The organism is Mesobacillus jeotgali, assembly GCF_014856545.2.
Lineage (GTDB): Bacteria > Bacillota > Bacilli > Bacillales > Cytobacillaceae > Mesobacillus.
In genome coordinates this window covers 797,199-810,224 of the sequence record NZ_CP109811.1, presented here as the reverse complement: position 1 = coordinate 810,224, position 13,026 = coordinate 797,199, and the positions used below count along the sequence as shown (strand labels likewise).

General features: G+C 44.0%; 17 protein-coding genes. 4 read left to right on the top strand and 13 right to left on the bottom strand.

Annotated features, from left to right (window positions below; translation table 11 throughout):
* Positions 1-19 precede the first annotated feature (19 nt).
* A complete protein-coding gene (locus FOF60_RS04065; protein ID WP_192469651.1) occupies positions 20-928 on the bottom strand; it encodes a magnesium transporter CorA family protein in 909 nt (302 codons plus the stop codon).
* Between the two features lie 197 nt (positions 929-1,125).
* On the opposite strand from FOF60_RS04065, the gene FOF60_RS04060 reads away from it, so the two are divergent.
* Both FOF60_RS04060 and FOF60_RS04055 read left to right on the top strand, forming a co-directional pair.
* Positions 1,126-1,389 carry a hypothetical protein gene (locus FOF60_RS04060; protein WP_192469652.1) on the top strand — a complete coding sequence of 88 codons (264 nt, stop codon included), beginning with the start codon at positions 1,126-1,128 and terminating at the stop codon, positions 1,387-1,389.
* Positions 1,390-1,479: 90 nt separating this feature from the next.
* A complete protein-coding gene (locus FOF60_RS04055) occupies positions 1,480-2,139 on the top strand; it encodes a TrkA C-terminal domain-containing protein (protein ID WP_192469653.1) in 660 nt (219 codons plus the stop codon).
* A gap of 14 nt (positions 2,140-2,153) precedes the next feature.
* Here FOF60_RS04055 and FOF60_RS04050 read toward each other — a convergent pair whose 3' ends face one another.
* The 4 genes from FOF60_RS04050 to FOF60_RS24400 form a co-directional block, all read right to left on the bottom strand.
* Complete coding sequence (locus FOF60_RS04050) at positions 2,154-2,540, bottom strand: DUF1284 domain-containing protein (protein ID WP_225649807.1); 387 nt, start codon at positions 2,538-2,540, stop codon at positions 2,154-2,156.
* A 113-nt stretch (positions 2,541-2,653) separates the two neighbouring features.
* Complete coding sequence (locus tag FOF60_RS04045) at positions 2,654-3,985, bottom strand: polysaccharide biosynthesis protein (RefSeq protein ID WP_192469655.1); 1,332 nt, start codon at positions 3,983-3,985, stop codon at positions 2,654-2,656.
* A 456-nt stretch (positions 3,986-4,441) separates the two neighbouring features.
* Entirely contained in the window at positions 4,442-6,331 is a 1,890-nt protein-coding gene (gene abc-f / locus FOF60_RS04040) for a ribosomal protection-like ABC-F family protein (protein ID WP_192469656.1), read from the bottom strand.
* A 156-nt stretch (positions 6,332-6,487) separates the two neighbouring features.
* Positions 6,488-6,643 carry an RAxF-45 family protein gene (locus tag FOF60_RS24400; protein ID WP_319801566.1) on the bottom strand — a complete coding sequence of 52 codons (156 nt, stop codon included), beginning with the start codon at positions 6,641-6,643 and terminating at the stop codon, positions 6,488-6,490.
* A gap of 280 nt (positions 6,644-6,923) precedes the next feature.
* Here FOF60_RS24400 and FOF60_RS04035 point away from each other — a divergent pair, with 280 nt between their 5' ends.
* Positions 6,924-7,118, top strand: a complete 195-nt coding sequence (locus FOF60_RS04035) for a hypothetical protein (protein WP_192469657.1) — start codon at positions 6,924-6,926, stop codon at positions 7,116-7,118.
* A 219-nt stretch (positions 7,119-7,337) separates the two neighbouring features.
* Here the strand turns inward: FOF60_RS04035 and FOF60_RS04030 are convergent, their stop codons facing one another.
* The 7 genes from FOF60_RS04030 to safA form a co-directional block, all read right to left on the bottom strand.
* Positions 7,338-7,502 carry a hypothetical protein gene (locus tag FOF60_RS04030; protein WP_192469658.1) on the bottom strand — a complete coding sequence of 55 codons (165 nt, stop codon included), beginning with the start codon at positions 7,500-7,502 and terminating at the stop codon, positions 7,338-7,340.
* 18 nt (positions 7,503-7,520) lie between these two features.
* Positions 7,521-8,153, bottom strand: coding sequence for a response regulator (locus FOF60_RS04025; protein ID WP_192469659.1), 633 nt, complete (start codon positions 8,151-8,153; stop codon positions 7,521-7,523).
* Complete coding sequence (locus FOF60_RS04020) at positions 8,146-9,192, bottom strand: sensor histidine kinase (protein WP_192469660.1); 1,047 nt, start codon at positions 9,190-9,192, stop codon at positions 8,146-8,148. Before FOF60_RS04020 ends, FOF60_RS04025 begins: the two co-directional genes overlap by 8 nt.
* On the bottom strand, positions 9,189-9,923 hold the full coding sequence (gene liaF, locus FOF60_RS04015) for a cell wall-active antibiotics response protein LiaF (RefSeq protein WP_192469661.1): 735 nt from the start codon (positions 9,921-9,923) through the stop codon (positions 9,189-9,191). The genes FOF60_RS04020 and liaF overlap by 4 nt, the downstream gene beginning before the upstream one ends.
* A gap of 138 nt (positions 9,924-10,061) precedes the next feature.
* Positions 10,062-10,706, bottom strand: coding sequence for a PspA/IM30 family protein (locus tag FOF60_RS04010; RefSeq protein WP_192469662.1), 645 nt, complete (start codon positions 10,704-10,706; stop codon positions 10,062-10,064).
* Positions 10,707-10,736: 30 nt separating this feature from the next.
* On the bottom strand, positions 10,737-11,081 hold the full coding sequence (locus tag FOF60_RS04005) for a lmo0954 family membrane protein (RefSeq protein WP_192469663.1): 345 nt from the start codon (positions 11,079-11,081) through the stop codon (positions 10,737-10,739).
* Positions 11,082-11,323: 242 nt separating this feature from the next.
* Positions 11,324-11,932, bottom strand: a complete 609-nt coding sequence (gene safA / locus FOF60_RS04000; RefSeq protein WP_192469664.1) for a SafA/ExsA family spore coat assembly protein — start codon at positions 11,930-11,932, stop codon at positions 11,324-11,326.
* A 120-nt stretch (positions 11,933-12,052) separates the two neighbouring features.
* On the opposite strand from safA, the gene FOF60_RS03995 reads away from it, so the two are divergent.
* On the top strand, positions 12,053-12,202 hold the full coding sequence (locus tag FOF60_RS03995) for a hypothetical protein (RefSeq protein WP_192469928.1): 150 nt from the start codon (positions 12,053-12,055) through the stop codon (positions 12,200-12,202).
* Positions 12,203-12,255: 53 nt separating this feature from the next.
* Here FOF60_RS03995 and FOF60_RS03990 read toward each other — a convergent pair whose 3' ends face one another.
* Positions 12,256-12,822, bottom strand: coding sequence for a YflT domain-containing protein (locus tag FOF60_RS03990; RefSeq protein WP_192469665.1), 567 nt, complete (start codon positions 12,820-12,822; stop codon positions 12,256-12,258).
* Between the last annotated feature and the right edge of the window lie 204 nt (positions 12,823-13,026).

Below are 13,026 nucleotides of genomic sequence, written 5' to 3'. Positions count from 1 at the left end.
CTCGGGCGATTTTTTTATCTTATCCAAAGAACCTGTTTTTCTTTTTCACTCTCAGAATATCTCCCATCCAGCCTTTCTTTTTCAAGTAATAATAAATCCCCACGGTGGATGCTAATATTAAAACTCCCGCAAATGCATAGCCAAATTTCCACTCGAGCTCAGGCATGACCTTAAAATTCATCCCCCACACTGCTCCCCATGCCGTAACAGGAGTAAATAGAATCGTCATGACTGTCAAAGTTTTCATGATTTCATTTCCTCTGTGGGTCGAGACCACTTCTTCGAGATTGACCATCGTATCGATTGCATGCTGATATTCATCAAGCAATGTCCGAATCCGCTCGACTCGAGTGACCACCCTGCTGAATTCAGTTCTTTCATGAATCTCACGGCCATACGCTTCCTCCGCAACAAATCTTAATTCCACTATAGGAACGACTAAGTTTTTCCAAACCAACAACTCATGCCGGTTTTCATATATTTTTTCAAGGATTTCACGGTTGTTATGTTCCTTCATTTCCCATAAAAGGTCATGAAGCCTTTCTTCATAACCATCAATCTTCTGTAGATAGCTTACAAGAATCTCTCCTAATATTATAAAAAATCCTTCTACTGCATTCTCTGCCTGATTCATTTGTTTGTGGATCGCTACCGGATTCGCATTTAGAACAGAAAGATCAAAATCAACCAATACAAAAAAGTCCTTGCTGACCCAAAAGTGGAAAATATTTTTCTCATTCTTATCATGAATATCCTGTTGGTAAATTAGGGAGCCCCAAATATACTCTTCCCCTCTTATCTGAGTGTCAAGCTCAAGCAGATTTGAATTTCTATCTTTAATATTCTCAAACCAATTTTCATATTTAGGATTATTTGATACCAGCTCTCTTAATTCCTGCTGGTCCCCATTTTCATAATCAAACCACATCCATTTATTCTCATTAAATGTATGGCGCAATGGTCTCAGACCTTTCTTTTAATAATCAAGTAATACTCTTCCCTTAAAAAGAAGTTTTGAAACGATTGGCAGTGCTTCCATATTAATAATGTTTCTGATTTTCGTGGAGCGGGTAAATAAAAATATAGACAATAGTAAAGGCGCAATTAAAATAGGAGGGAAAAACTATGCAAACCAAAACAAAGAACGCAGTTATGTTAGGTGCTGGAGCCGCAGCCTTGTGGATGGCGATGAAGCCTGAAAATAAAGCAAAACTCACCGAGATGGCCACACAGGTAAAAGAAAAGATCATGCCATCTAAGACAAATGTGGTTCCAGTACAAAAAGCAGGGAACCCTGATCCAATGGACGTTGAAGACAACAAGATGGTCAGTGAAGGCGCAATGTACGGGGTAAACTATTACAACGAGAACTTGCAAGAACAACGATAAAAAATGTCCGGGGAAAGCTTTCCCCGGTCTATTTTTGTTTAATTCACACCTCGTCGATCAATACTAGATATTGCGAGGGGGATGGAGGTTATGGGCATTCTATTCATTTTCATCTATCTGTTCATTGTTTTTACCGTGATTGAGATTAACACATCCATATTTGTGGCGACCGGCCTTGACCGGAAAATCGCCCGGTTCCAGGTCATTTCGATGCTAACGGGCACCGGATTCACAACCGGTGAATCCGAATTGATCATTGATCATCCTGTCAGAAGAAGATTAGGAGCTTTCCTGATTTTATTCGGGGCATTCTCGCTGGCAGTCATCATTTCCGCAATCAGCAACCTTTTGACGGATAATTTTTACACGATGGAAATTGCCTATATCGCTGGCGGACTTTTATTACTCTTATTTGTGCTCAGAGCACCATTCGTACAAAAAATGATGGGTAAAAAGATGAAAAGTGAATTGAAGGAGAATTACGAGTTAGCAGATTTGCCAATCAGTGATGTTCTTTTGATGGACGATGATGATGAGGTCCGGGAAATTGCTATAAAAGAAGACTCACAATATGCGGATAAGACATTTGATGAAATAGTGGACAAAGAGGTTGATGTCATGCTTCTATTCATCAAGAGAGGCGCAATCAATATCCGCAATAAAGCATATGATACTAAACTTGAGCCTGGCGACAAACTTGTTCTATACGGCAACAACCCCAAAATAGAAGAAATATTTAAAAATGCCTGACCCGATGGTTTGGATTAACCACCGCGAGTCAGGCATTTATTGTTTTCACGGAGCTCGGCAATTCCTTCCTTGCATACTCCATATTGCAGCCATGAACAGTTCTTGCAAAGCACATCCAGGTCATCTGGCTCAACCTTTTCCGCAGTCCAGTGGACAAGCTCAGATTTCAGATAACGCTCTCCCGGCACCAGTCCCAGGTGACGAATAACATTCCCATCCATCGACAGCACATGTTCATTTGAGCCCTCACTTGCCTCACATATCTCAAGCCCCCTATGCGGACAGGACATGCATGCATCATCAAACGCAGCAACCACTTTTATGTAAAAATCCTGCTCAGGGTCGCGTATATCTTTTACGATACTCTCCATCTTTTTCACAAATTCGGGGCTGTAGCCCATCCCCCGGAAACCATGCACACAGAGGAGATGATGCCCTCTCAATACTTTTTCCACTTCATCACTCCTGAAAATTAAGCTGTTTAACTAATTCTGCGGAAATCTTTATTTTCCTTTTAAAATCTTGAATCTTTAATTGTGCTCTTCGCCAGCCAGGTAATCCCGATTTTTTTGCAAATGGTCAAGTAGTGCAGCAGCAAGATGACCATACTCCCAGCATTCATGCCGACGATGACTCCTTCCATCCTCCATTCCGGCCTCGAGCCCAAGAGGTAAATAAGGGAAAAGGTAACAATCGTAGCATAAACAGAGTGAATAAAGGCATCCTTCACCAATCCAAGTCCGATCAGATAAGCCTGCATCGGGATGGTGAAGTAGTGGAACAGGAAGTATGGCGCCAGCAGCTGCAAAAAGACTGCTGCCTGCTTAGAATGAAAGAAAGTATTGGTCAGAGGCTCTGCCAGAAAGTAAAAAGCCGTTACAGCCGGCAATCCATAAAGCAATGTCAGCAGCATGACTTGCTGAAGCAGTTTTTGCAGCTTGAAGAACTCTTTTTCCGCGTAGGCCTTCGATACAGTCGGAATCAGAATGATCAAGAACGAATGGGCTATAAACGCCGGGAAAAATCCAATCGTCATGGCGATTCCCGCCATCATCCCGAATTGTTCCGTTGCCATTTCGGATGATAAACCAGCACCTACGATTGCAAATTTTATCAAAAACGGCTGAACAGCATGTGTCAGCGAATGAAAAATTCTCAAGCCGGTCGTCGGTACGGAAACCTCCACAAGACTCTTCCTTACCTCTCGCCCGCTTACATGCTTACCCGGAACACTCTTAATCTTTTGGTAAGACATAATAAAGTAGTGTAATAGATAAAGAAAGACAACGAGTTCGCTTCCCGCAAGTGTGCAGAAGGCAACAAGGAGAGCTGTTTCGCTCCCAAACTCAAAAAACTGAAAAACTGCTGAAAGCAGCAGTAGCTGAACAGCTCTTCTGATAAAATGGGAAATTGCGATTTTTCCCATATCCTGTTTGCCCATGAAAAACCCCCTGGCGATAGCGGAGATTGTCATAACAGGTATCAGTGACAGGACGACCCACTTAAGCAGAGGGTGATAATCCTTGAACACAGGAATGATCGGAAGCACAATCGCAGCCGCAATCAGCAGAACCGCAGTGAATACCACCGCCAGCCTGATGGCATGCTTGATCATACTCCGATGGTAAGACTCATCCCTCTCCGCGATCATCTTTGAAATTGACACCGGCAGCTCAAAGCTCGCGAGCATCATGATCAGGAAAATCGTCGGCAATATCGTCATGTAATGCCCCATCCCGCTTTCCCCAAGCTCCCTTGCGAGGATCATATTGACGAGGAATTCCACCACTTCTCCAAGAAAAGTAGCAACAACGAGGATAGACATCCCTTTTAAAAAAGTATTCATAGCTTCTCTCCCAATCCCGTCTCATTTACTCCTATAAACATATGAGACAAGTCCGGACAATATGTAAGGGTAAATTTTGAGGTGTCTGCGTGAGTCTGTTCATCGTCGTTTGGGAAGTGGAATTACTTTTTAAAGCGGGATTTTCTTAATTTATAGTGATATTCTAGTTGTTGTGGAAGAGGGATTTTCTCTTTATAGTGATTTTTTCATTTTATAGCGTTATTCTAATCGTAGTATAGCGAGATTTTCAGTTTTACATTGAATTTATAATTGTTGTGTAGAGGAATTTTCTTTTTATAGCGATTTTTTCGTTTTTATAGCGATTTTTTCGTTTTTATAGCGAATTTTTCGTTTTTATAGCGAATTCTTCGTTTTTATAGCGAATTGGAAAATCCAGCTTGTTTTTTCCAGTAAAATAAAGGAAGAACTACCCGAAAGCAGTTCTTCAACTTGAATTTATGATATTTCCTCAAGCTTGGAATACAGGTGGTTCCGCTTAGACTCTAGAGCTTCTTTTTCCGCATGGAGCTCCTGTAGCAGCGCGAGATCGGTCATTGCGGACATTTGCTGATTAAGCGCGGCGATGGATTGTTCATGAATCTCAATCTCTTCGAACAGCGCTTCCTCGTTTGTATCAGCTACAGGTTTTTTTACTTGTTCTTGCCAAATTGCAGGTTTTACAGATTGAGCTGGAGCCACTGCCTCCCACAGCTTCCTCTTCTCCGCCATTTTCACTCTCGCCCGGTCATAATTGCCTTCGATTTCTGTCAGCTCTCCGCCCTCCAGCCAGTAAACCTTATCAAATAGCTTATTCAGGAAATAGCGGTCATGGGAAACGGCCAGGAGCGTACCCTCGAACCCTGCCAGTGCTTCTTCCAGTACTTCTCGTGAATCGATATCCAGATGATTGGTCGGCTCATCTAGAATCAGGAAGTTGAGATCCTGGTGCATCAACTGCGCGAGACGAAGCCTCATTCGTTCGCCGCCGCTCAGCTGGGATACTTTCTTAAAGACATCCGGACCATAGAACAGGAAACCGGCGAGCACATTCCGGGCCTCACCCTCATTCATGACTACCTCTTTGCGGAACGCATCTAGCACAGTGCCGTCCTGGCTGGAGAGCTCCATATGCTGTGATAGGTAACCGATTTTGACATTGCTTCCGTTTCGGACTTCTCCATGGTCAGGTGCAAGATCACCCTGGACGAACTTCAGCAGCGTTGTTTTACCTGATCCATTTTCACCGACAATCGCAGCACGGTCCTGATAGTGAAGCTGAAGACTAACCTTAGAAAAAAGGTCTCGATCTCCAAATGATTTATGCACATCTTTAAAAACAAGCACGTCCTTCCCGCTCCGCGCACCTGTATCAAGCTCGAAATTCATTTTCTTCCTGTTTAAAATCGGCCGGTCCAGCTTCTCCATCCTGGCCAGCGCTCTCTCCATGTTCGTCGCTCTTTTATGGAGTGCCGAACTTGGAGGGTTCGATCTATTAGCCCAGTCACGCAGTCGCTTGATTGCCTCTTTCATTTTCTTGATTTTTCGCTGCTGCTCTTCAAATGCCTGAAATTCCCGCAGCAATTTCGCTTCTTTTTCCTTGATGAAACCCGAGTAATTAGCATGATAGAGGTCAATCTCGCCATCTTCAAGGTCGAGGATTTTTGTCGCTGTTTCATCAAGGAAATAACGGTCATGCGAGATGATCACAACGGTACCATCGTATTCTTTCAAAAACTCAGCCAGCCATTCTGCAGCCATAATATCAAGATGGTTTGTCGGCTCATCTAGCAGAAGCAAATCTGGATTCCTCAACAAACTCAATCCCAGACCGACCTTCGTTTTCTCGCCGCCGCTAAGGCTGTTAAAATTCGAATCAAGCATGCCCTCAATCTTCAAGCCGTTGGCAATTCGGTCAATATTTGCTTCCATTTCATAACCGCCGCCGAGAGTAAACTTCTCCTGGATAACTCCGTATTTCGCAAGCAGCCTTTCAAGCTTAAGCGAATTTTCGCCAGCTTCTGCCATCTCGGTTTCAAGCTGCTTCATTTCCTTTTGAACAGCTAGCAACTCGTCGAAGGCTGTAGCCAGGACGCCCCTGGCGGTCATTCCATCCTCATAAACAGAAATCTGGGCAAGGTAACCGATTTTCAAGCCTTTTTTCCAATGTATCTTTCCTTGGTCCGCTTCTTCCATGCCCGCAATCAGCTTCATCAAGGTTGTCTTGCCGCAACCGTTGGGTCCAACCAGGCCAACCCTGTCTTTTTCATTTATTTCAAATGACAAATCTTCAAAAATCAGATTGCCTCCGAACATTTTGCTTATATGGTTAATACTGCATGCTATCATTATTTTGTCCTCCTATTAACGATCCCCCTTTTCAGCTACTGCCGCCCTTTTTTAAAACACAAAAAAGCCAGGGGCAGATGGCTCTGCTCCTGGCTTTTAGATTCCGTGAATGCAAAGAGGGACTAGCCTGCCCTCCACATTTACCGAAACATATTCCTAAGCGGGAAAAGAGATGATCCTACCGTTTTTATTTGATATTGAGCTGTTAAAAAAGGGCATACGTGTCCCGTTGGCAGCTGCAACAGCAAATTTTGCACGACAAAAATAAAGGAATTCATTCCAAAATCCGCGTACAAAAACAGTCTTGATCATCTCTCCTCACCTCCGTTCAATAATAGTCAGTTTTATTTTACAATCCTCATATTATTTTAGCAAGTTTTTCCTGAAATGTTCCTGATATGTAAGATTTCTTGTGTTTGAGAAAGCTACAAAGCTCAAGAAAAGAGTATTAATCAAACGTTTGACTAATTCGTCTTCTAAGCTATCAAACTGGGCTTTCTCAATTTTTCCCAAAATAATATTGTTGTGGATAAAGCGTTTAAGCAAGCTTGGCTCACGGGTAAGTGATAACTAATGAAGGAGTGGGTGACAAATGCTTAGACAACTGGAACTTTCTGATTACCAGCTCTGGATGTGTAAAAAGATAAAAGAAAAGTTAGCTGAAAAGCATGACTATATAAATAGCGCTTCCCGTTATCCAAATGAGTTTGAAGAACGGGAAGTCATATCCATAGCGTTAAGCGAAATGCTTATGAAATTAGATGTAATCGACAAAAAAGCGAATTAGATGGGGGCCATTGGCCTCTTTTTTATTTGGGCTGTTGATTTTCGTTCCAGGCGCTTCGCTTTCCGCGGGTGGCTTGGGGAGCCTCCTCGTCGTTTCACTCCTGCGGGGTCTCCCCTGACCCATGCTCCCGCAGGAGTCTTCGCGCCTTCCACTACAATCAACAGGATGCTAAAGATCAGCATCAGGCTCTAATTGAAGCATTTATTTATGAATCATGAATCAAAATGAATCCTTCCTTCTCAACTCCTCGAGGATATCGGTCAACAATGCTTCCTGTCTTTTTGTGCTGGTGACCAGCATGACAAAAAGCACAATGAGAACGATTGGCAAGCCAATTGACAACAATACCCCAAAAAGCCCGAACAAACCAACTAATGGCTCCATCCAGAGCACCTCCCTGTGTTATTTTACGATAGAATGCCTGAATGCATAAATGACTGCCTGGGTTCTGTCCTGGACCTGCAGCTTGCTTAAGATATTGCTGACATGTGTCTTCACCGTTTTCAAAGCGATAAACAGTTCATCGGCAATTTCCTGGTTTGTCTTTCCCTCGGCAATCAGCTTTAGGACTTCCATTTCGCGCTCTGTCAGCTCTTCGTGAAGTTCGACGTTGTTCTTCTGGCGCATTTTCATCATCATCTTTCCCGTCACTTCTGGCTCGAGCACTGGCTGACCTGAGTATGTAACTCTCACCGCATTAGCAATTTCACTGGCTTTCGAGGTTTTCAGCATATAACTCGTCGCCCCGGCTTCAAGCGCGGGATATACTTTTTCATCATCAAGGAAACTTGTTACGATAATGATCCTTGCTTCAGGCCAGTGTTCGATGATTCGCTTTGTCGCTTCGATTCCGTCCATTTCCTTCATGACCAGATCCATCAGTATGATATCCGGACGCAGTTCGAGCGCCATCTCGACACCCTTCTTCCCGTTATCCGCCTCGCCGATTACCTCAATATCCGGCTGGGCCGATAAATAAGACGAAACCCCAATCCGCACCATTTCATGGTCATCTACAAACACAACTTTAATCATTCTTCTCACCCGCCACCATTAAAATTGGAACCTTAACCTCAAGTCTGGTCCCTTTGTTCTCGACACTGACAATCTTCAATGTCCCGCCGATTTCCCCGGCACGTTCATGCATATTCTGGAGGCCATATGATCCTGCTTTTGTTTCTTCCACTCTAAAACCAACACCATCATCGACAACACGCATGATCACTTTATCGTCGCGCTTGATCAATAATACTTCGAGCTCTTCCGCCTTAGCATGGCGAAGTGTATTCGAAACAGACTCCTGGAGGATCCTGAATAAATGGTCTTCGACACCCTTATCCAACGGAAATGGCTCGACCTTCCACTTGATATCCATGGTGACTTTCTGTCTTAATTCGATCAATAATTCTTCGATTCCTTCTTGCAGGCATTTGCCCTTCAAGGCAACGGGGCGCAGGTGAAGAAGGAGCGCCCTCATTTCAAGCTGCGATTGATGGATCATTTCCTCGACCATCTTCAGCTGCTTCGCTTCCCGGTCTTCGGAAGGGCCCTTTGTTTCGTTGATCGCAGACATCAGCATCGAAGCCGCAAAAAGTTGCTGGCTGACAGAGTCATGCAGTTCACGCGCCAGCCTGTTGCGTTCCTGTGAAATGATCTCCTGGATCCGTGACTCTTGTTCCTCTGCTTTTTCAGTCGCCAGCCGCTGTGACAGCATCGCTTTTTCCGAGATTTGCTTATGAAGCTTGCTAACCCTTTTTGAAATGGACGAAATTTCAGCGTATGCCTGATTCAATTCAATTTCAGGCTCCTGTCCTTCCTCCAGCTGAAAAAGCCAGTTTTCTACCGTCCCAAACTGTTTTCGCCAGTAGGTCCCTGACGCCATACCAAAAGCGACACCCAATACAACACTAATACTGAAGGTAAAAATGATGAAAGGAATATCCATCAGCTCACGGTTCCACAAATCAGATAGCTTTGCTACCGGGAAAACAAGCACAAAAGACAAAGTCACGGCTATGAATAAAATAATTCCTAGAGTCAATCCCCATAAAATTTGGCGCATCGCAGTCGTCATATGCGTTTCACCTCGATATTACCAACAAGCATCGAGGTGAAAATCTTCACTTTCTGCTCAGCGTCGTCATAGCCTGGAGTCTGCACATACAGGCTCTGGTTCAGCACCCTGTCCTCCTCATGCTCGAATACTTCAGCAGAGCCAATGACTGACGAATGCCTGAGAGTGACTTCCAAATCATATGGCACATACACTTTTACATTGCCAATAACGTTTCGGATAAAAACCACAGTTTCTCCCTTTGGCAGCACCGTCAGGCTCAGGTCGATGACACTGTCGCCAATCCCCGTCTGGATATTGACATCATTCCACTCATACACATGGGAAGGCGTTTCCTGATGGCCAAACAAACGATTTTTAAGAAGAGGAGGTTTTTCGATCAGCATTTCCTTCCTGTTTTCTTTTTCAGGCTCCTTTAAAACTGGCGTGATCACTTCCGGCTTCTTTTTCGACTGAGCAAATTGATAGGCAAGATAGATCAGTACCGCTAATAGAAAAAACCGGAATGTCATCATGCTGAAAACACTGCTCAGGAAAAAGAACAAGCCTGCCCAGAAAAGCAGTTTCCCAGATTTCTTCGGCATCAAGGAGCGCCCGAAATAGATCATCGCTCCGCTTGCAAGAAGGGAGAAAATCAGTCCTTCGTTAAAAAATGAAACTTCTAGTAAAAGCAGTATAAGTCCAGTAATCACAATCCAGCTGACATAATCATTCTTCATGTTGTTCAACATGCTGTTTTCCTCCCTTCCTCTAGATTTATATTTTAAATGGAATACATGATAGAGGATTTTTATTATGAAGTCTGTTCGAGGTTGATACCCCAAAAGGCGCAGCTGCCTGCGCCTCTATAGAATACCATGTTTTGCCTATTAAATAGTATGTGTTTCTTTATTTTTGAACTCTTTTTCGAGCTGGGCAATCCTGCTGTCAATTGTATTGCGATTATAGCTGTTATTCACTTTCTCCTCAAGCTGGTCAAGATAGTTTTCCATGTCTGCGAATTTTGAATAGGCTTTATCGGAGTAAGCCCCGTTATCGAGCACCTGATCCATTCTATGGTGGGCGCGAGTAACATTTTCCCGGCCCATCAGTTCAAGTCTGCGGATGTGCATGTCTTTTAACTTATGGTTCATCTCTTCATACTTCCGCTCAAGCTCGAGCTGCTGTTTGACCGCATTTTCCATCGCTTCCTTCAGCCTTGCTCCGCGCTCCTCATATTGTGCCTGCTCCCTGCCGGCAAACTCCTGGAGATCCGTTTCACCTGCTCTCATTGCCACCTCGGATTGATACTTTCGTTTTTCGGCCATTTCAAGTGCTTGCTGATGTTCGCGGGCAAACTGTTCCTTCAACTGTCCCTGGCGCTCAAGCAGCTTTCTGACCTTTTCTGTTTCTGCTTCACATTCGCGAAGATACTGATTCAACAGCGCGATTGGATTTTTCTTTTCCTTCTGGTCAAGCGCCTCGTGAAGATCTGCCATTACTGTGTTTTTGATTCTTGTTAATAGATTTGCCATTTACTTTCTCTCCTTTTGATATGGATGATTTTATTTGTTATTCAATTGTGCCCATTGCTTTTCGAAGTTGACGAAAGGATCGTTGTCTTCGCGAATCACATCTTCTTTTTTATCCCAGTTCTTGTATACAAGGTACAGGACATACGCAGCTGCGATTCCCAGGATTGCCGGGACGTTAGAAGCTGTCGCCATCAGGATGATGAAGCCGGCGATTCCCCAGCCAATCTTTGCGGCGGTAGAATCTGTCTTTAAAAATTGCTTGACGACGAAGTAAAGCACCAGCAAGCTGACTCCAAGCCCGACTAGCGGACCTAGATTCGAAATCAACACCATGGCAGCAATGAAGCCGGCAACCAGTAAACCAAATTTTTTCATGTTCAATTCCTCCTTATCTCTTATGATTACATCTTACCTTTCTGGCAAAAATTCAATAACGTGCCTGAGCTTGATTTTGCAGTAGGACCTGAGGCTTAGACGGGGACCGGACCCGGCGATTCACCAGACCTTATGTCGCGGAAATCTCTGAGAGGATAATGTATAGTTTTCCGAGAAGGTTAACGAAAAGCATCTATAAAAAATAACCCAGTGGCTATTCACTGGGTTATTTCGGTCTATATTTATTTTGCGATGAACATTTGCGTCCAATAGTGGCCATAATTGCCTCCGGTCGCATGCCCGACACCAATATGGGTGTACGCTGGGCTAAGGATGTTCTTCCGGTGACCTGGGCTGTTCATCCAGGATTGTACTACTTCATTTGGAGTTCTCTGGCCGGCTGCAATGTTTTCGGCAGCGCTTCGGTAATTGACTCCAAAGTTCTTCATCATCGTGAAGGGACTGCCGTATGTAGGACTGGTATGGGAGAAATAATTTTTGTCTCTCATATCTGCTGATTTATATCTGGCGACCCTTGAGAGCTGCCAGTCAGCAGCAAGGGGCTTCAGGCCATTCTTGGCGCGTTCCTGGTTTGTCAGCTGGATCACCTGGCTTTCGATACTCTTTGCTGCCCTTAATGTAGGGATATTTACCCTCTGGCCAGGATAAATCAAATTCGGATTATTAAACTGTGGGTTGGCAGCGATGATTTCCGAAAGGCCAACCTGGTATCTGACTGAAATTTTCCAAAGAGTGTCCCCGGGCTGTACTGTATGGACTTGCTGTGCAGACGAAATAGTCGGAATAGCCATTACCATTAATAGCAGAGCTAAGATTATTTTCTTGAACATTTTCAATCCTCCTCACCTGATAGGATGAGAATAATCCAAGAATTTATACTTTATTATTTTTTCACAAGAAAACATCACAGGAACGGTGCATATAGATTAATCAAGGGAGGAATGCGAATTATGGGCTATCTTTGGGTGATGACCATTGGTTTTGTCATTTGTCTCGGTATAATCGGCGGCATGTTGATGTTCTTCATCACATCAGCTTTCAATTACGATGACGCCAGTCGGATTGATTTGTTGGATACGGAGAGAAAGAGTAAGTCGTAGAATGCCAAAAGGCTGCCAGAATGATCTGGCAGCCTGTTTATATGGCCTCATTATTAAAAGTCGCGTGTGTTATCAAAACGAGTGTTTGCAGGGTTGTCCGAAGTAAGCGGTGCATCAACCGGGTCGTTAGTTCTTGTTCCATCAACGGCTGTAGTACCATTATTCAGGCCAACTCTGTTTTCGTCGCGCTCGACAACAACTAGAATCTTGCCTTCTTTGACATAGCCTTCGTAGCGTTCTGCTTCATCTTCCGGAATACCCATACCAATCAGTGCTCCAGCCAAACCGCCAGCACCTGCGCCTACTGCAGCACCTGTCAGTGTTGCAGCGATTGGGCCCGCAGCTACGATTGGACCTATTCCAGGGATCGCAAGTGCGCCGATGCCTGCCAATAATCCAGTAAGGCCGCCCAATACGCCGCCTGTTGCCGCACCTGCAGCAAGACCTTCCTCAGTCTTTGTACCGGTTGCTTCGTTAACATCGTGAACTTCATCTTCGTTCTTACTGATAACAGAAATGTCATCGGTTGAGTATCCCTGTCTTTTCAGGTCCTCAACAGCCTGGATTGCGTCTTGCTCATTATCATATACTCCAACAAGATGTTTTTCATGTTCAAACATAATAAAAGCCTCCTTTAGACGAGTAGTCCTTTTAAAAATACCCGCACACAGGAGGCGTAAACCTTATGTCGAAAGATTAAATGGACATTCTTTATTTGTTCATCCAAGGTTGATTTTCGTAAGCGGAGAATTTCCGGCTATTTTATCTTGATGGCTCAATGAGGCTGAAATAAGTGGAGATATTCAGTTTATAGGAACTCGAAT